The organism is Marinospirillum perlucidum, assembly GCF_003336805.1.
GTDB lineage: Bacteria > Pseudomonadota > Gammaproteobacteria > Pseudomonadales > Halomonadaceae > Marinospirillum > Marinospirillum perlucidum.
In genome coordinates, this window is record NZ_QFWJ01000013.1 from 1 (window position 1) to 18577 (window position 18577).

The following is an 18577-nucleotide window of genomic DNA, read 5'->3' on the forward strand; positions in this document are numbered from 1 at the left end:
AGGATGTGGGTGGCTACCTGATGGACTACTACAACCGGCAACGACCTCATGCATTCAACGACGGTATTTCGCCCGTTGCAGCTGAGGAAAACCTTAAAACACTGTCCGGGATTAGTTGACCACTACATGCCACTCATTTGACAACAACAGGAAGCCTTATGCCTCAGGAATTAAGCCTGCAATTGGTCGACACCCATGCAGGGGGTGATGTCAGCCGGATCGTAACAGGCGGGATCGATCCTCTGCCGGGGAAAACGGTTCGTCAGCAGATGGAATATTTACGTGATGATATGGATGGTTTGCGCCGTCTGTTGCTGGAAGAACCCTACGGGATTCCGGAGATGTCGGTGGATCTGATTGTTCCGGCAACTGATCCCAAGGCGGAATGGGGTTATATCATCATGGAGGTGATGGGCTATCCCATCTATTCCGGCTCCAATACCATCTGTACGGCGACAGCCTTGCTGGAGGCAGGATTTATCCCCAAGCAGGAGGGCACCCAGAAGTTCAATCTGGAAGCCCCGGCTGGACTGGTTCAGATAGAAGCCCGGGTGCATGACGGGGTGGTGGAAGCCATCACCTGTGAAGGCCTGCCCAGTTACATTCATACCTACAAGGCCAAAATCGATGTGCCTGGCATCGGTGAGGTCACCTACAGTGTTGCCTACAGTGGTGGCTTTTATGCTCTGGTAGAAGCTGAAGACCTGGGGTTTGTATTGGAAGCCTCGGAAGAAAGACGCTTGGCTAAAACGGCCCATGCCATTGTTGAAGCCATCCAGGCCGAGCGGGGCTTTTCCCATTACACCCTGGGGGATGTGGGGCCTCTGCCCTTTCTGCACTTTATGGGGCCGGTCGAACAGGTCAGCCGCCATTCCTTCCGCTCGCGTTCAGCCACCTATGTGCATCCAGGGGTGATTTGCCGCAGCACCACAGGTACTGGGACTTCAGCACGTCTGGCTCTGATGCAGTATGAAGGCAAGATTGAACCGGGTGATCAGCTGGAAACCGTTTCGCTGAGAAATACCGGCTTTATTGGTACCTACACTGGCCTGGGCAACGAAAACGGCCAGGCAGTGGTGGAAAACAAGATAACCGGCAAGGGTTACCTGCTGGCGCGTTCCGACATCATCGTCAACTGCAACGATGCCATGACTTCCTGTGATGGGCTTTTGCCGATACTGACCAGTAGTCATCCAGAGTGAGGGTGGCTAAGTTTGGCCTTGAATAAAACAAGGCGTCAGACTTTAAATGAAAAAAGCCAGTTTAGCGATTCTGCTGAACTGGCTTTTTTTCATCGAATTTGTCTTGCTAATTAATGCCGATCTCGCCCTGAACCTCATCGCTATAGTCAATTTCCTGCAGGGGGAGGTCGCTGCTGCTGATCAGGCCATCAAAAAAGAGGCGGTAATTGATGGCGGTTCGGTCGACCAGAGCGGAATAGCCGCTACGCCCCAGGCTGGAAAAGCTGATATCCAAAGGGATTTGTAATTGGCGGCTGCTTTGGCTGGGAAAGCTGGAGCCAGGGTTTAGGCGGGTATCGAGGATATTTGTTCCACTCAGTTCCAAGCCAGCATTCAGGCGCTCGATATCCACGCTAAAGATATTGGGGTTGGTGATTTCCAGTGTGGCCACCAGGCGGGCTGCGGTAAAGGTGAGGTGATCCACTTTCAAGTCGGCCAGCCTAATTTCGGGTCGTTGGGGCAATGGAAGCTGACCTGAGGTTTCCCAGGCAAGGCGCTTGCCGGGAAGCAGCGGGAGATCGACTACCAGCCCTCCGCTAAGCTGGTAATCCAGTCGATTACTGTTTTTTAAATCGGCCAGGGTAGCCACGGCTGCAGGCAGGTTGACATCAACAACAAAGGTCAGGGTTTCAGTTTTCTTGCTACCCAGGGAAAAACCTTGATTCTGTTCACCCTGAGCCAGAGAGTGTCCCTGAACGGTCAGCGAGTAATCCAGTGCACCGACTGGCAGGCTAAACTGGTTGGGGTTGAAAACCTCGATATCCACTTCCAGACGAGCTTCTTCCAGGTTTAAAGCCACAAGACGCTGATCAACCACCTTTACTTCCGGGGTTTCAGGTTCATAAAAGCTACTCAAGAAGCTGCAGCCGGATAGCGTCAGGATCAGGAGGAGTCCAGCAAGCAAGCGATACCCTGAAGCCAGTTTTTTTGATTTAAGCATTGATAATTCCCTCTTATTTAAAGTCCTGTTGTTGGTCCTGTCCGACTTGCTCCGCCTTACCTGGGCGAAAAGCGTCGTTCAATCCCGGCCTGGGATAGAATTCGGGTGGAGATTTCCTCGATGGAATGGTGAGTGGAATCAATATAGTCAATATTATGACGGCGGTAGAGGTTTTCCACGTCTTCCACTTCCTGACGGCACTGCTTCAGGGAGGAATAGCGGCTATTGGGGCGGCGCTCGTGGCGAATGGAGGCCAGACGTTCCGGTTCGATGGTCAGGCCGAAGATCTTATGGCGATAGGGGCGCAGGGCCTTGGGCAGCTCGCTGTCGAGCATATCATCTTCGGTAATAGGGTAGTTGGCCGCACGAACACCAAACTGCAGCGCCATATAGATACAGGTGGGGGTTTTGCCGCAGCGGGAAACACCTACCAGTATCAGATCGGCCTTGTCATAGTGGTGGGTTCGGGCACCGTCGTCATTATCCAGGGCGTAATGAACCGAATCGATCCGCGCCTTATAGGTATTTTCCTTTTCCTTGGTCAGCGCATGGGTCTTACCGACCGAATAGCTGGAATGGGCGCCCAGTTCATCTTCCAGGGGCGCCAGGAAGGTGGAAAAGACGTCGATGTTCATGGCGTTGCTATGACTGATGATGCTGCGGATCGATTGATCCACGATAGTATCGATCAGCAGGGGGCGAGCGCCGTCTTCTTCGGCAGTACGGTTTATCAGCTCAACCAGTTGATGTGCTTTTTCTGCCGTGTTGATATAAGGCTGGGTTATCAGCTCGAACTGAATGCTTTCAAATTGGGCCAGCAGGCTGCGGCCAAGGGCTTCAGCGGTAATCCCGGTGCCGTCGGAAATGAAAAAGGCGGTACGCTTCATGCTATCCCCTAAAATCGTGTATTATCTGTGCAAAATGAACCGCGTAGGCTTTGCCCTTCAGCTTCTTATTCTGCTGTTTTTAATGGGCAAAGTCATCTGCAGATAACCAGTTTAAACGGAGGCCTGTCTTGAGCAAGACCGCAGCGGGTGCAAATAACGAGCATATTCTTTGGTTTGACCATCTGGGCATGCAGGATGTGGAGCGAGTCGGGGGCAAGAATGCTTCCCTCGGCGAGATGATCAGTAATCTGGCTTCAGCCGGAGTGCAGGTGCCAGGTGGTTTTGCCACGACAGCGACAGCCTATCGTGAATTTCTGCAACATGATGGTCTGGCAGACCGGATCAACAAGGCCCTGGATGAGCTGGATGTTGATGACGTTCGTGCTCTGGCTACCACCGGCGCACAGATTCGCCAGTGGGTAATTGATACTCCCTTCCCCGAGCCTCTGGAAAATGCCCTGCGGGAAGCTTATGAGCACCTGGAAAAGCAACACCCTCATTTGAAGGTGGCGGTGCGTTCATCAGCTACTGCAGAAGACCTGCCGGATGCCTCCTTTGCCGGTCAGCAGGAAACCTTTTTGAATATCGAAGGGTTTGCTCAGGTCAAGCAGGCGGTTCACGAGGTTTTTGCTTCCCTGTTCAACGACCGTGCGATCTCCTACCGGGTTCACCAGGGTTTTGACCATTCGCTGGTTGCTTTGTCCGCCGGTATTCAGAAGATGGTGCGTTCGGAAACCGGCGCTTCCGGGGTCATGTTTACCCTGGATACCGAATCTGGCTTCCGTGAAGCCGTCTTTGTTACCAGTGCCTATGGCCTGGGCGAGACGGTGGTTCAGGGTTCGGTCAACCCGGATGAATTCTATGTGCACAAACCCACGCTGGAAGCCGGGCGTCCGGCCATTCTGCGCCGTAACCTTGGTAGCAAGCTGATCAAGATGGTTTACGGCGAGGAATCCTCGGCCGGCAAATCCGTCAAGACGGTGGAAGTGGATCTGGAAGATCGCCAGCGCTTCTCGTTGGAAGACGAAGAAATCATGAATCTGGCCCGCCAGGCCATGATTATCGAGAAACACTACCAGCGTCCCATGGACATTGAATGGGCCAAGGATGGTGATGATGGTCAGCTGTATATCGTTCAGGCGCGTCCGGAGACCGTTAAAAGTCGTGATGGCAATAACGTCATGGAGCGTTTTCTGCTGAAAGAGCAGGGCGAAATCCTGATTGAAGGCCGTGCCATCGGTCAGCGTATCGGTGCTGGCAAGGTAAGAATCGTCACCGGACCTGACGAAATGGACAAGGTTCAGGCAGGTGATGTGCTGGTAACCGACATGACGGACCCGGATTGGGAGCCGGTCATGAAGAAGGCCTCAGCCATCATTACCAATCGTGGTGGGCGCACCTGCCACGCCGCCATCATTGCCCGCGAACTGGGTATTCCTGCGGTTGTAGGTTGTGGTGATGCCACCGAAGAACTTCAGGAAGGGGCCGAGGTTACGGTTTCTTGTGCTGAAGGGGACACAGGTTTTGTTTATGCCGGTATTCTGGATTATGAACTCCTGACCAACAGCATCGATGCCATGCCCGAACTGCCGTTCAAGATCATGATGAACGTGGGTAACCCGGATCGTGCCTTTGGTTTTGCTTCTCTGCCCAATGAAGGGGTAGGGCTGGCGCGTCTGGAATTTATCATCAACCGCATGATCGGGGTGCATCCCAAGGCTCTGCTGGAATTTGACAGCCTGCCTTCCGATCTGCAGAAGAACATTCGCAGTCGCACCGTGGGCTATTCCGATCCGGTTGAATTCTACGTGGAAAAACTGGTGGAAGGGATTGCCAGCCTGGCTGCTGCCTTCTGGCCCAAGCGGGTGATCGTGCGCTTGTCCGACTTTAAATCCAATGAGTATGAAAACCTGATTGGTGGCAAGCAGTATGAACCGGCTGAAGAAAACCCCATGCTGGGTTTCCGCGGGGCTTCACGCTACATCTCCGAGAAGTTCCAGGATTGTTTTGAGCTGGAATGCCGCGCTTTGAAGAAGGTCCGTGATGTCATGGGCCTGAATAACGTGGAAATCATGGTGCCCTTTGTACGCACGCCGGGCGAAGCCAAGGGCGTTTCCGAACTCTTGGCGGCTAACGGCCTGGTGCGCGGCGAGAACCACCTCAAGCTGATCATGATGTGTGAGCTGCCGGCCAATGCGCTGCTGGCCGAGGAATTCCTGGAGTACTTTGATGGTTTCTCCATCGGTTCCAACGACCTGACTCAGCTGACACTGGGGCTGGATCGGGATTCCGGCATCGTCGCCCACCTGTTTGATGAGCGTAATCCGGCAGTGAAGCGCCTCTTGTCCATGGCCATTGAAGCCTGTAAGAAGCAGGGTAAATACGTGGGTATTTGTGGCCAGGGACCTTCTGACCACCCCGATCTGGCGCGCTGGTTGATGGATCAGGGTATCGATTCGGTATCCCTGAATCCGGATGCTGTGCTGGATACCTGGTTCAGTTTGGCCAACGAAACGCCAGAAGACTGATAAAGCGTCTGACCGGCTCATTTAGTCGAAAATAGCGGCCTGTTTGCAACTTTTGTAGACAGGCCGTTTTTTGTCTTCTTTTTACAAAACACCTCATACTTATAACGAACAGACAGGATTTCAGCCCACTGCTAGCATCAGGAGCCGTTGGTTGATTTAACGAGTTATCAAGACAATTCAAGGAGCAAGCAATGCAATACGTAACCCCTGATCTTTGTGATGCTTATCCGGATCTGGTTGAAGTCGTCGAGCCGATGTTCGTCAACCTGGGTGGCCGGGATTCTTTTGGTGGTGAAATCGTCACCATCAAGTGTTTTGAAGACAATTCCCTGGTCAAGGAAGAAGTCGACAAGCCTGGCGCAGGCAAGGTCATGGTTGTGGATGCCGGTGGTTCTTTCCGCTGCGCCATGCTGGGCGACATGCTTGCCGAAAAAGCGGTTAAAAATGGCTGGGAAGGCGTCATCATGTACGGCTGTATCCGCGATGTGGATATCATCAATGAGCTGGATATCGGTGTTCAGGCGCTGGGTACCCATCCACGCAAATCCGAAAAGAAGGGCGTGGGTGAATACCAGGTGCCGGTTTCCTTTGGTGGCGTGACTTTTGTCACCGGTGACTATGTCTATGCGGATAACAACGGTATTATTGTTTCTCCCGAACCCCTGAAAATGCCTGAAGAGTAAACGATGTTCACTGGCCTGACCCCCAAACTGGTTGCCACTGGTTTTGTTGCAGGATTACTGCTGACCAGTGGTTGTAGTCTTACACCCAGTGCGGGGCAGGCTGGACCCACTTCAGAGCTGCGTCAGCCTGAGATCGCCTCAGCTTTTCGCCAACAACAGGAAAATCTGAGCTTTGAGCACCAGGCGGTTGCAGCAGCCAATCCTCTGGCAGCCAAAGCCGGTCAGGAAATCCTGCAGGCTGGTGGTAATGCTCTGGATGCTGCCATTGCCACCCAACTGGTTCTGGGGCTGGTAGAACCTCAATCCAGTGGTCTGGGTGGTGGTGGATTCCTGCTCTACTGGGATGGCCAGCAGGTGGTAGCCTGGGAAGGGCGGGAAACAGCCCCTGCAGCCGCCACACCGGAATTATTTCTGGATGCTGAGGGCGAACCCCTGGAGTTTCTGCAGGCGGTCGGCAGTGGAGCGGCCGTAGGTGTGCCCGGCCTCCTGGCCATGCTCGAAGCCGCGCACCGTGAACAGGGGCAACTTGCCTGGGCACGTCTTTTTGAGCCGGCAATTCGTCTGGCTGAAGACGGCTTTGCCGTAAGCAGACGTCTGCACCATCTACTCAGCGAAGATCCTCTCTTGGCTGCTAATTCGGCGGCCAGAAATTTTTACTACCTGGATAATGGCGAGGCCCTACCAGTCGGTCATCGCCTCAAAAACCCGGCACTGGCTGCGATCTATCGGCAAGTCGCCCAAGGCGGGAGTGAGGTTTTTTATCAGGGCAGTGTGGCCCGTTCGATCCAGCGGGCTGTTGTTAACCAGCCAGGACAACCCGGACAGCTGTCTTTAGCTGATCTGGCCAACTATCAGCCCAACTCGGGTTCGGCTCTCTGCTCCAGCTGGCAAGTTTACCTGGTTTGCGGGGCACCACCGCCTTCTTCGGGTCAACTGACCCTGATGCAGATCTTGGGGATACTGGAACACCTGGATGCGGATCAATTGGCTGATCCCGAAGGTTTTTATTCCCCCCAGGGTCTGCATTTGTATATTGAGGCTTCACGATTGGCCTTTGCCGACCGCGCTCTTTATATTGCTGATCCTGCTTATGTTGAAGCGCCCGGCGGTGACTGGTCGAATCTACTACGACCTGCCTATTTGCAGGAAAGGGCCCGGCAAATTCAACCGCTTGCTGAAGACCGCGCCAGGGCCGGTCAGCCAGCTCCGGTGGAAACCACCTGGGCACCGCAACCTGAGCAGCCGGAATATGGCACCAGCCATATCAGTGTGATTGATGCCGAGGGTCAGGCCGTGGCCATGACTTCCTCCATCGAGCAGGCTTTTGGCAGCCGCATCCTGGTGGATGGAGGAACGGGGCTGCCAGGTGGTTTTCTACTCAATAATCAGCTGACTGACTTTTCCTTTCGACCCAGCGATGACCAGGGGCGTCTGATTGCCAATCGGGTTGAGCCGGGCAAGCGTCCTCGTTCGAGCATGAGTCCCACCCTGGTTTTTGATGCCCATACAGGTGAATTGCGGGCGAGCCTGGGTTCCCCCGGTGGGGCTGCGATCATCCATTTTACCGCCAAAACCCTGTTGGGGATGCTGCAATGGCAGCTGACACCCCAGGAAGCCATTAACCTGCCCAATTTGGCCAATTTCAATAGTGTGACCCTGCTGGAAAAGGGACGTTTTGAGGATTATGTGCGTCTGGGTCTGGAAGCTCGTGGGCAGGAGGTGATTGCAAGAGACCTCACCAGCGGTATCCAGGCTTTACTGATCACCCCTTCAGGTATCCAGGGTGGCGCTGATCCGCGTCGTGAAGGCTGGGTCGCCGGAGACTGATTCAAGATGCAAACACCACCTCTATTACAACACCTGGTTCTGGCTTCGGCTTCACCGCGTCGCAAGGAACTGCTCTACCAACTCCAACCAGGACTACAGCTGACGATCCAGCCCGCTGCGATCGATGAAAGCCTGGTGGGGCAGGAAGCTGGCGAAGATCTGGTTCGACGCCTGGCCATCGCCAAGGCGCATCGAATTGCTTCCAGTCTGGATTCAAGCCTCGCTGGCTATCCTGTCCTGGCTGCCGATACTGAAGTCGTACTGGACGGTCGGCCCCTAGGTAAGCCAGGCAGTCGCGAGGCGGCGGTTGAGCTCCTGTCACGCCTTTCCGGTCGCTTTCATGAGGTGAAAACAGGGATGGCTTTGGTTAAGGGGTCTACCTGGCTGGATGCAGTGGTTACCACTCGGGTTTTTTTCCGTGAGTTGAGCCGGGATGAGATCCAGGCCTATGTAGCCACGGGAGAACCGGACGACAAGGCCGGGGGCTATGGTATCCAAGGCCGAGGAGCGGCTTTGGTAGAAAAAATCGAGGGCAGCTATTCCAATGTCGTGGGGCTGCCTCTGGAAACCCTGACGCAATTATTGGCTCAGCTGGGCTATCGGGTGTTCTGAGCACTGGAAGCCCCTCAGGGCTTCACAGAGGGTTGAGAAAGCTTGGGTTCAGTGATTACGTCCCAGCAGCAGATAATCCTTACTGAGTTGATTCAGCTGAGTGCAACCGAGCAATGCCAGGGTACGGTCAGCTTCGCTGTAGAGGATCTCCAGGGCTCTTTCTGCACCCTTTTGACCACCGGCAGCCAAGCCATAAAGTGCCGCACGGCCACTGGTTACCAGATCTGCGCCCAGGCAGCGGGCTTTGATGATATCACTACCGCGGCGCAGGCCACCGTCAACAACCAGCAGAAAATCCTGGCCCACGGCCTGGCGGATTTCCGGCAATACATCCAGGGGGCTGGGTGCAGAATCCAACTGACGTCCACCGTGATTGGAAATAATCAGACCATCTACGCCCAGAGCCTTGGCTTGAAGCGCATCTTCGCTGGCCAGGATGCCCTTGAGGATCAGCTTGCCGGGCCAGACCTGACGTAACCAGCGAATATCCTCCCAGTTCAGTGAGGGGTCCATTTCCTGGGTGAGAAAGCTGGCTGCATTCTTGGCACTGGCTTTTTCCGGGGGCAGAAAATCACCCAGATTGCAGAATTTGGGCATCCCCTGGGGAACCAGAATATCCCAGATCCAGCCAGGGCGAGTTGCCAGATGCACCAGATTGCGCAGATTTAGCTTCATGGGTGCGCGGTAATTGCGCTTATCCCATTCGCGATTGCCAATGATGGAGGTATCTGTGGTTAATACCAGGGCTTCACAGCCGGCTTTTTCGGCTCTTTCGATAATACCCTTGAGATTATCCCGGTTTTTGAACAGATACAGATGCATCCAATGGCGCACCCCGGTTTCGGCAATACGCTCCAGAGAAACCGTGGAAACCATGCTCTGAATAAAGGGGATACCGGCTTTTTTCGCCGCCAAGGCCAGCTTGAGATCGCCTTCATGGGAAAGAAGCCCATTAAAGCCGGTCGGGGCGATAACCAGGGGCTGTTGGATCTCTTGTCCGTAAACCTCGGTGCTCAGGCTACGCTGGGTGATATCAACTAGGGTTCTGGGACGAAAAGTGATTTCCTGGTAAGCCTGGCGGTTGCGTTGCAGTGTGATTTCATCATCCGAGCCGCCCTCCAGGTATTCCATGCAGAAATTGGGCAATTTTTTGGCTGCACGGGCTTTCAAATCCGCAAGATTCTGAGCTTTATTGAGATCGCGTCCCGTATAAAAATAACGTAGCAAGGTAAACTTCCTTTTGCTGGTTAGACGGTGAAGGGCAAGTAGGCGACAATCTTAACCCTAGTGACTCCCGAGAAGAAACTCTGTGTATCATATATTTCACAGTTTTTTGTGGGGTGGAAATGTCCCTGGATATTTGTATTTATGGTCGTTACGTAAAAGAGGATTTACTTTGAAGACTTTGGCTGAAGTCGTGGAAACAGAAGTCATCATTAAAAAATCCCGTTTTCTGGGGCGGGTCGAGCCCATTAACAGTCAGGAAGAAGCGAAGGAGAAATTGGCAAAACTCCATGCTCAGCATCCTGATGCCCGCCATATCTGCTACTGCATGCTGGTTGCAGGGCAGGTCAGTCAGTCGGATGATGGCGAGCCTTCAGGAACGGCTGCGGCACCTATGCTAAGGGTCTTGCAACATAAGCAGCTGGATCAGGTGTTAGCGAGCGTAGTGCGTTATTTTGGTGGCATTAAACTGGGAGCCGGTGGTCTGGTCAGGGCTTATAGCCAGGCAGTCAGTGACCCCCTGAACACCGCTGAACTGATTACTCTGCGCGAATTGAGCCAGGTTCAATTAGCCATGGATTATGAGTTCCAGTCCTTGGTGCGCCATCAGGCTGAACAAGCTGGCTTAAACCTGGAGGTGGATTATCAGCAGCAACTCCAGGTCAGGCTTGAAGGTGAAGAGGAGACCCTAAAAGCAGTGGTAAGCCGTTTGATGGAAGCCTCTAGTGGTCGGATGACCCTGCTGAAATAAGCTTTATACCGTTATCTTTAGTTGTTGGCAAAGTAAAAAATAAATCGATTCGCAGGACCTGAGTTTTGATCGTTTACTAGAGCTCTTTTTGAGAAATTACCTTGCCTGAAAGGGCTGTTTGCTCAGGAAGAGGGTTATTTCACCCAGGGTCAGGCCCCATTTATTCATTTGGGTACGGTTAATCACCAGGCCGTCTTCTTGCAGATACATCCAGTCATCCATCGTAAATACCCAGATAGCTTCATCAATTTCTACTTCCAGTCGATACTCCATGTGAAATACATTGCCAGCCTGACAGGCTTCGGCTTGCCCCCGAACATCCATGGCTCGCCCGACGTAGCAGTTTTCATTCAGGGGTTCAAATGTCCAGCGGCGCTGATCCTGACGTCCATCATGGTAAATAAAATCTTCATCCAGTATCAGGGTCTCACCCTCTAGATGCCCTTGGATTTTGACTTGAAACTGACGGGTAACGCGGCCTGTATAGTCCTGTACTTGACCCCAGCCCCAGGTTTCACCGACAAAGAAGTCTTCGATCCTCAACTGGGGTGTTTCCTTGGCATAATCCTGAAGCTTGGCTGATCCACAGCCACTGAGAAGAAGCATCAGTGAAAGGAAAGCAATGACTGAAAAATTGCATTTACTCTTCATGGTTGCACCTAATAGCTATACCTAACTTATATTAATTTAATACAAGCTTTTTAGTCTGTCTAATTTGATTGTCAGGCTGGTCTTGACCTGCTACCAGTGGTACAAGGAAATTAAATCCAGCGAAGGAATACCTGTCTTCGATGTCATCAGATCAGTTTTATATGCAGCTACCGGCCTTACAGCATTTTGCGGAAGTTCTCGATGCCAGCTCCTACCAAGAGCTTCCCGAAGATTGGCTGCTGGTCATTACAGATGTGCAGGGTTCAACATCTGCTATCGCAGAAGGGCGTTACCAGGATATTAATGCACTGGGTGGATGCACCGTAGCTGCTGTTCTAAACGCCGTGAAACCTCTGGATATTCCTTATATCTTTGGCGGTGACGGAGCTAGTTTCTGCATCCCGCCTTCTTGTGAACAGCAGGTGCGCCAGGCATTGCTGGGTTGTGTGCAGCTTGCTGAAGAATCCATGAATCTGAAGTTGAGGGCTGGTTTGGTACCCTACAGGGACATCAAAGCCAGCAGCCCTTTGCTGGTATGCCGCTATCACCGTGCCGGAAAACTGCACCAGGCAATTTTTGCCGATGAAGGCCTGCAAAGGGCGGATTATCTTTTAAAACGTGATAAGACTTACCATGTTCAGTCAGGCGAGGGCCCTGCTGCTGCCGATTTTACTGGTTTTGAGTGCCGTTGGCAGCGCGTCCCCAGTCCTCGAGAGGTGACTGTCAGCCTTTTGGTGGAGGTGTTGGCTCCTAGCCTGGAAGAAAAGCTGGAGTGCTATCGGGATTTGTTGGAAAGAATGCAGAAACTCTTTGGCGATGAGCAGACTCAGCAGCCACTGAGTATTGCCGGGGTTCGCCTTTCCTTTGACCGAGATAAGCTGATATCAGAAGCGCGAGCCCGGCGTTTTGGTCAATCCGGTTCGTTTGCTCTGGGGCTGGAGGTCTGGAAATTACGTCTGATCAACCTGATCGGCTGGTTATTGATGAGTCTAAAAATACGTCTGGGTAGGGCGCATTGGGGGGATTATAAAAAGGATTTGCTCCTGCGTTCCGATTTCCGCAAATTTGACGGGGTTTTCCGCTCGGTTTTTGCAGCAGATAACAAGGCGCTTAAGACTTTCCAGGCATGGTTGGATCAGGAACAGCTGGCCGGTCGTCTTAATTATGGTATGCATACCAGTAATGCAGCACAATTAACCTGTCTGGTCAGTCAGGCGGGAATTGAACATGTACACTTTGTTGATGGTTGCGATGGGGGATATGCCCTGGCTGCTGCCCAGTTAAAGCAGCAGCAGAGCAAAAACTAATGGGTTAGGCCTTCAGCAGTGCATAAAGCTCGTCTTTCAGGCGCAGGCGCTCTTTTTTGAGATCTTCCATGCTTTCATCGGCAACCGGGGATCCCTGCTTTTCCAGAGCCTCGATTCGGGTCGTGGCCTGGTCATATTCATCAAACAGTTTGCGAAAGTGTGCATCCTTTATTTTGAGCTCGTGAATACGTTCTTTGTATTCAGGAAATTCGTGAGCTAAATCATGATGTTCCAGTCCCATAACAACCTCTTTGATTGATCCATGTAGGCTTCCAACATTAACCCTCCAGGTCGGGCAGGGTCAATCAGTAAACGCTTTTCCAGACATTTTACGAGAGGACAGGCAGGGATTGAAAACCGGAAGAGTTTGGAAAGCCTCAGGCCTTGGGTCGGGGAGATTTCTTCAGGCACAAAAAAAGGGTTTAGCTTTATGGGCTAAACCCTTTTGTTTGTTGGTCGGAGCGACTGGATTCGAACCAGCGACCCCTTGCACCCCATGCAAGTGCGCTACCAAGCTGCGCCACGCTCCGTCAAAATTGCTGCTTCTTTTGGAAGCCGTCTTGTGGCCTACGGGGGTTTGCCCTCAAGACGCTGCGCATTATAAGCAGCTTTTTTGGATTTGAAAACCCCTTAGTGAACAAAAGTTTAGGTTTTTTTAGCCTTTATAGGCCTCGACCCTACTTTTGAGCTTTTGACCCGCCTTGAAGGTCACTACACGACGAGCGGAAATGGGGATTTCTTCGCCTGTTTTGGGGTTGCGACCAGGTCTTTCGCGTTTATCGCGCAGGTCAAAATTTCCGAATCCGGAAATCTTGACCTGTTCGTTTTCCTTCAGGCAATTGCGGATTTCGCTAAAGAATAGTTCGACCATCTCTTTAGCATCCCGTTTGCTAAGACCCAGATCCTCAATCAGCTTTTCAGCCATCTCTGCTTTGGTAAGGGCACCCACTCTTCAGCTCCTTTTTCTGGTTGACCGCTCTTTTTATTATCAAGCTCAGAAAACCAGTACAAGGAGCTGTGAATTAGCTCCTTAATTCCGCAGCAAAGCTTTGTGAAAAAGCTGTAACTATCTGGTCAACCTGAGCATTTATCTCTTCATCCGTTAGAGTGCGTGAAGGATGTTGCCAGGTCAAGCCTAGAGCAAGACTCTTTTTGCCTTCAGCAACCCCTTTTCCTTGATATACATCAAAAAGAGTGACTTTTTGCAGCCATTCGCCACCCTGATTTTCAGCTTCCTGGAGAAGCTCACCAACGGCTTGATGTTGATCCACAATTACTGCCAGGTCACGTCGCATTTCAGGGAAGCGGGACAGCGACTTGAAGCGAGGGATTTCACCGGCTTGAAGGCTTTCCAGACGTACTTCAAAGACGTAAGCCTGATTGCGCAGGTCCAATTGCTTGGCAACCTGGGGGTGGAGGGCTCCAACCCAGCCCACGGCTAGCCATTGACCGTCTTGCTGCTGACGTAACACCTCGGCTGTTTGACCTGGATGTAAGGCTGGATGCTGGGCAGGGCGGAATTGCCAGCTGCCCGGAGCAGCATTCAGGGCCAGGAGGGCTTCCAGATCCCCCTTGATATCATAGAAATCGACGCTTTCACCCTGGCTATGCCAGCTCTCTGGCAGGCGTGAACCACTGATCAGGCCTGCCAGCAGGGGTTCCTGGACCAGTCCTTGATCAGTCGGCAGGAAACGCAGGCCGCTTTCAAATAGACGTACTCGTGACTGTTGGCGTTTCTGGTTATGGCTCAGCGCCTTGGTCAGGCCGGGTAGCAAGCTGGTGCGCATCACCGAGAGTTCGGTAGAAATCGGGTTAGCCAGGGCCAGAGGAGTGACCTCAGGATCAAAGACACGAGACCATTTGGGGTCGATAAAGCTATAGGTCACCGCTTCCTGATAACCGCGTGCCACCAGTGTAGAGCGTAATTGACGCAGGCTGATATGGCTTTCAGGCTGGCTTTGCAGCAAGAGTGATGCCTTGGGCGCTTTCACCGGAAGCTGATCATAGCCATAGACACGCGCTACTTCTTCAATCAGGTCTACTTCCAGGCTGATGTCAAAGCGGTAACTGGGTACCTTGACCAGCCAGGCTTCACCCTGATCGGTGACTTCCAGTCCCAGGCGGCTAAGAATATCTTCAACTTCCGAATCAGCCAGACGTACGGCCAGTAGTTGTTCCAGACGCTTCTTGCGCAGCGTGACATCCGGACGCTGGGGCAGGTGGTTTTCTTCCACAGCTTCAACAACTGGACCCGGCTGGCCGCCAGTAATCTCCAGCAGCAGTTCGGTTGCCCGCTCCATGGCTCTTTCCTGCAACTGGAAATCCACGCCCCGCTCAAAACGGTGGGAGGCATCAGTATGCAGGCCATAGTCACGGGCTTTACCAGCCAGGGCCAGAGGGTCAAAGAAGGCAACTTCAAGCAAGATGTCTTGAGTTTCCGGTGTACAACCGGAATCCTCACCGCCCATGATACCGGCCAGGGCCAAAGCTTTTTTCTCGTCAGCGATCACCAGGGTATCTTCGCTTAGAGCCAGTTCTGCGCCATCCAGAAGGGTAAGCTTTTCATCCTTAGTGGCCATACGAACCTGAATGCCACCATCCAGGCGAGCCAAATCAAAGGCGTGCAGTGGTTGTCCCAGTTCCAGCATGACATAGTTGGTGACATCAACGACTGGGTCAAGGCTACGGATGCCGCTACGACGCAGCTTTTCCTTCATCCAGATGGGGGTGGCAGCCTGGATATTGACCCCCTTGATTACACGTCCCAGGTATTTGGGGCAGGCTTGAGGGGCTTGCAGAGTGATCTCGATGCTGTCATCAATATCAGCCGGAACGCGTTTGAAAATAGGCGGGTTGACTCGTGTGCGGTTGAGCACACCCACTTCACGCGCCATACCGGCAATCGACAGGCAATCACTGCGGTTGGGTGTCAGGTCGACATCGAACAGCATGTCGTTGAGATTCAGATAAAAGCGCAGGTCCTGCCCAAGAGTGGCATCTTCAGGTAGTTCCATGATGCCTTCATGGTTGTCAGACAGGCCCAGTTCTTTTTCCGAGCTCAACATGCCTTGGGATTCAACCTGGCGTAGTTTGGCCTTTTTGATCTTGAAGTCACCGGGCAGAACAGCACCGATACGGGCAAAAGCGGTTTTCAGACCGGTACGCGCATTGGGCGCACCACAAACCACCTGGTGTTCCTGTTCACCGTCACTGACGGTACAAACCTGAAGTTTGTCGGCATTGGGGTGGGGTTCGGCCTTGATGATTTCACCGACAACCACGCCACTGAATTCACCGGCAGCAGGCTGGCATTCATCCACTTCCAGGCCGGCCAGAGAAAGCTGCATTTCCAGGCCATCGCTGTCCAGCGCTGGATTAACCCATTCACGCAGCCAGAGTTCACTGAATTTCATGATTAATAAATCCTGTTGATTGGTAGTCTGGAAGATCAGCTCAGTTGGTCAAGAAACTTCACGTCATTATCAAAGAACAAACGCAAATCATCGACGCCGTAGCGCAGCATGGCCAGGCGCTCGACACCCATACCAAAGGCAAAGCCGGTATATTTTTCGGGATCGATTCCAGACATTTCAAAAACACGGGGGTGAACCATGCCGCACCCGAGAACTTCCAGCCAACGGCCATCACCGCGATCAACATCCACTTCAATGGATGGCTCGGTGAAAGGGAAGTAGGAGGGACGGAAGCGAACACGCAGATCCTGTTCGAAGAAGGCTCGTAAAAACTGTTGCAGGATGCCTTTCAGATCAGCAAAGCTGATATTTTCATCGACTAAAAGCCCTTCCACCTGATGGAACATGGGGGAGTGGGTCATATCGGAATCACAGCGGTATACACGACCCGGGCAAATAATGCGGATCGGTGGCTGCTGGTCTTCCATGGTGCGAACCTGAACAGGCGAGGTATGTGTTCTTAGCAGGGTGTGCGCATCAAAGTAAAAGGTGTCGTGCATGGCACGAGCGGGGTGATGTGCGGGAATGTTTAGTGCTTCAAAGTTGTGATAATCATCTTCAACTTCAGGCCCTTCAGCAACGGTAAAACCCAGTGTGCCAAAGAAATCTTCAATCCGGGCAAGGGTGCGTGTGACCGGATGAATGCCGCCGGAAGGCTGGCTGCGACCGGGCAGGGTGACATCTACGGCTTCAGCAGCCAGTTGCGCGTTCAGGGCTTCCTGTTCCAGCAGTTCTTTACGCTGGTTGATGGCTTCCTGAACTTTTTGTTTGGCCTGGTTGATTTTTTCACCTGCCTTGGGGCGTTCTTCAGCGGGCAGCTGGCCCAGACTTTTCAGCAGGCTGGTGAGTTCACCTTTTTTTCCCAGATACTGGACACGCAGTTGATCCAGGGCTTGGCTGTCATTGGCCTGGGCTAGTTGATCCAGTGCCTGCTTGACCCTGGCCTCCAGTGTTGCATCATCGAGGGCAGTGGGGGTCTGAGACTGGGAAGAAGGGGTATCCATCTGCACGACTCCAGAAAATTATGGCAAATAAAAAGGGGAAGAGCTGTGCCCTTCCCCCGTTATTCGGTTTGCCGACATTAAAGCCGCAAACCGTCAGCTGTCGCTGGAAAACTTAGGCCAGGGCGGCTTTGGATTTCTCAACGATGGCTGCAAAGGTAGCCTGGTCGTGAACAGCGATGTCAGCCAGAACCTTACGGTCAATGGCGATATCGGCTTTTTTCAGGCCGGAAATGAAGCGGCTGTAGGACATGCCATTGAGGCGTGCAGCAGCGTTGATACGCTGGATCCACAGAGCACGGAACTGACGCTTACGAACACGACGGTCACGGTAGGCGTACTGGCCCGCCTTGATTACCGCCTGTTTGGCAACACGAAATACACGGCTACGGGCTCCATAGTAACCCTTAGCCAGCTTAAGAACTTTCTTGTGACGACGACGCGCCTGAACACCACGCTTTACGCGAGCCATGAAACTTACTCCTGACAGATTCGATTAAATTAAAAAAACCTTAGACGCTAGGCAGCATGCGCTTGATCATCGGCACATCGGAAGCAGCAATCTGCTTCATGCCGCGCAATTGACGCTTACGCTTAGGAGACTTTTTGGTCAGGATGTGGCTGCGGAAAGACTGCTTGTGCTTGAAGCCTTTAGCAGTGGGCTTGAAACGCTTACGCGCTCCGCTATTCGATTTGATCTTAGGCATTACTAAATACTCCACAAGTGCATCTTGCGATGCGTTTCAAGGGATTGGGCATGATCCAGGCCCGAAAATTGACCTGTACTAGACAACAGCAGGCCGGTTGTACCGACCTGTTATTGCTGCTAGTAAAAGCAGGGGATCATTTCTTCTTGGGTGCCATCATCATTACCATCTGACGTCCCTCGAGGCGAGGGCGAGATTCGATGACAACGGCATCTCCGAGTTCTTCTTCAACCCGCTGGAAAAGGCGTAGACCTATATCCTGGTGCGCCATTTCGCGACCACGGAATCGAAGCGTCATTTTAACCTTGTTTCCCTCATCAAGGAAGCGTTTCAGATTGCGAAATTTAATCTGGAAATCGCCTTCTTCAGTATTGGGACGGAATTTGACCTCTTTAACCTGAATCTGTTTCTGCTTTTTCTTCTGGGCATTTTTGGCTTTTTTCTGTTCAAACAGAAACTTGCCATAGTCCATGATCTTGCAGACGATGGGGTCTGCTTCAGAGATCTTAACCAGATCCAGTTCGGCCTCAGCGGCTTTATCCAGGGCTTCCTGGAGAGGAACAACACCAATTTGTTCGCCGTCGCTTGCGATAAGACGAACTTCGTCAGCCTGAATGTTCTCGTTGATTGGGGGCAGGTTCTTTTTGGGGTCCCGCCCTCTCATTGGATTAGCGCGCTTGATTGCTATATCTCCATATTGTTTTCAGTTGATCACAGGGGTCAGGCGGTTTCCTGACACCCTGCT

The 18577-nt window shown here is 52.6% G+C and carries 18 protein-coding genes and 1 tRNA gene; 7 read left to right on the plus strand and 12 right to left on the minus strand.

Features of this window, described 5'->3' with window-relative positions; all coding sequences use genetic code 11:
• The first annotated feature begins 158 nt into the window (after positions 1-158).
• Positions 159-1202 (plus strand): proline racemase family protein, encoded by a 1044-nt coding sequence (locus tag DFK18_RS13395; RefSeq protein WP_114418786.1) that lies wholly within the window; start codon positions 159-161, stop codon positions 1200-1202.
• 106 nt (positions 1203-1308) lie between these two features.
• Here the strand turns inward: DFK18_RS13395 and DFK18_RS13400 are convergent, their stop codons facing one another.
• Together DFK18_RS13400 and ppsR are read right to left on the minus strand one after the other, a co-directional pair.
• Complete coding sequence (locus DFK18_RS13400) at positions 1309-2181, minus strand: LEA/WHy family protein (RefSeq protein ID WP_114418787.1); 873 nt, start codon at positions 2179-2181, stop codon at positions 1309-1311.
• A gap of 56 nt (positions 2182-2237) precedes the next feature.
• The gene (gene ppsR, locus DFK18_RS13405; RefSeq protein ID WP_114418788.1) at positions 2238-3068 is read right to left on the minus strand and encodes a posphoenolpyruvate synthetase regulatory kinase/phosphorylase PpsR; all 831 of its coding nucleotides are present in this window, start codon (positions 3066-3068) and stop codon (positions 2238-2240) included.
• A 128-nt stretch (positions 3069-3196) separates the two neighbouring features.
• Here ppsR and ppsA point away from each other — a divergent pair, with 128 nt between their 5' ends.
• From ppsA to DFK18_RS13425, 4 genes are all read left to right on the plus strand, one after another.
• Positions 3197-5596 (plus strand): phosphoenolpyruvate synthase, encoded by a 2400-nt coding sequence (ppsA, locus tag DFK18_RS13410; protein WP_281269783.1) that lies wholly within the window; start codon positions 3197-3199, stop codon positions 5594-5596.
• A gap of 191 nt (positions 5597-5787) precedes the next feature.
• Positions 5788-6279: a ribonuclease E activity regulator RraA gene (gene rraA, locus DFK18_RS13415; RefSeq protein WP_114418789.1), complete on the plus strand. Its 492-nt coding sequence runs from the start codon at positions 5788-5790 to the stop codon at positions 6277-6279.
• Between the two features lie 3 nt (positions 6280-6282).
• Positions 6283-8106: a gamma-glutamyltransferase gene (ggt, locus tag DFK18_RS13420; protein ID WP_114418790.1), complete on the plus strand. Its 1824-nt coding sequence runs from the start codon at positions 6283-6285 to the stop codon at positions 8104-8106.
• 6 nt (positions 8107-8112) lie between these two features.
• Positions 8113-8718 (plus strand): Maf family protein, encoded by a 606-nt coding sequence (locus tag DFK18_RS13425; protein ID WP_114418791.1) that lies wholly within the window; start codon positions 8113-8115, stop codon positions 8716-8718.
• 48 nt (positions 8719-8766) lie between these two features.
• On the opposite strand, the gene DFK18_RS13430 is transcribed toward DFK18_RS13425, so the two are convergent.
• Positions 8767-9945: an alpha-hydroxy acid oxidase gene (locus DFK18_RS13430; protein WP_114418792.1), complete on the minus strand. Its 1179-nt coding sequence runs from the start codon at positions 9943-9945 to the stop codon at positions 8767-8769.
• A gap of 169 nt (positions 9946-10114) precedes the next feature.
• Here DFK18_RS13430 and DFK18_RS13435 point away from each other — a divergent pair, with 169 nt between their 5' ends.
• Positions 10115-10693, plus strand: a complete 579-nt coding sequence (locus DFK18_RS13435) for an IMPACT family protein (protein WP_162299787.1) — start codon at positions 10115-10117, stop codon at positions 10691-10693.
• Positions 10694-10789: 96 nt separating this feature from the next.
• Here DFK18_RS13435 and DFK18_RS13440 read toward each other — a convergent pair whose 3' ends face one another.
• Entirely contained in the window at positions 10790-11344 is a 555-nt protein-coding gene (locus DFK18_RS13440) for a DUF3833 domain-containing protein (RefSeq protein WP_114418794.1), read from the minus strand.
• 140 nt (positions 11345-11484) lie between these two features.
• Between DFK18_RS13440 and DFK18_RS13445 the strand changes: the two genes are divergently transcribed.
• Positions 11485-12651 (plus strand): DUF3095 domain-containing protein, encoded by a 1167-nt coding sequence (locus DFK18_RS13445; RefSeq protein ID WP_114418795.1) that lies wholly within the window; start codon positions 11485-11487, stop codon positions 12649-12651.
• A gap of 4 nt (positions 12652-12655) precedes the next feature.
• Here the strand turns inward: DFK18_RS13445 and DFK18_RS13450 are convergent, their stop codons facing one another.
• The 8 genes from DFK18_RS13450 to infC form a co-directional block, all read right to left on the minus strand.
• The gene (locus DFK18_RS13450; RefSeq protein WP_114418796.1) at positions 12656-12892 is read right to left on the minus strand and encodes an HP1242/YdcH family protein; all 237 of its coding nucleotides are present in this window, start codon (positions 12890-12892) and stop codon (positions 12656-12658) included.
• Between the two features lie 212 nt (positions 12893-13104).
• A tRNA-Pro gene (locus DFK18_RS13455) sits at positions 13105-13181 on the minus strand.
• A 125-nt stretch (positions 13182-13306) separates the two neighbouring features.
• The gene (gene ihfA, locus DFK18_RS13460; protein WP_114418797.1) at positions 13307-13600 is read right to left on the minus strand and encodes an integration host factor subunit alpha; all 294 of its coding nucleotides are present in this window, start codon (positions 13598-13600) and stop codon (positions 13307-13309) included.
• A gap of 73 nt (positions 13601-13673) precedes the next feature.
• Positions 13674-16064 carry a phenylalanine--tRNA ligase subunit beta gene (pheT, locus tag DFK18_RS13465; protein ID WP_114418798.1) on the minus strand — a complete coding sequence of 797 codons (2391 nt, stop codon included), beginning with the start codon at positions 16062-16064 and terminating at the stop codon, positions 13674-13676.
• 35 nt (positions 16065-16099) lie between these two features.
• Positions 16100-17128, minus strand: coding sequence for a phenylalanine--tRNA ligase subunit alpha (gene pheS / locus DFK18_RS13470; protein WP_114418799.1), 1029 nt, complete (start codon positions 17126-17128; stop codon positions 16100-16102).
• Positions 17129-17240: 112 nt separating this feature from the next.
• Positions 17241-17597, minus strand: coding sequence for a 50S ribosomal protein L20 (gene rplT, locus DFK18_RS13475; RefSeq protein WP_114418800.1), 357 nt, complete (start codon positions 17595-17597; stop codon positions 17241-17243).
• Between the two features lie 40 nt (positions 17598-17637).
• Positions 17638-17832, minus strand: a complete 195-nt coding sequence (gene rpmI / locus DFK18_RS13480; protein WP_114418801.1) for a 50S ribosomal protein L35 — start codon at positions 17830-17832, stop codon at positions 17638-17640.
• A 136-nt stretch (positions 17833-17968) separates the two neighbouring features.
• Complete coding sequence (gene infC, locus DFK18_RS13485) at positions 17969-18496, minus strand: translation initiation factor IF-3 (RefSeq protein WP_114418802.1); 528 nt, start codon at positions 18494-18496, stop codon at positions 17969-17971.
• Positions 18497-18577: the final 81 nt, after the last annotated feature.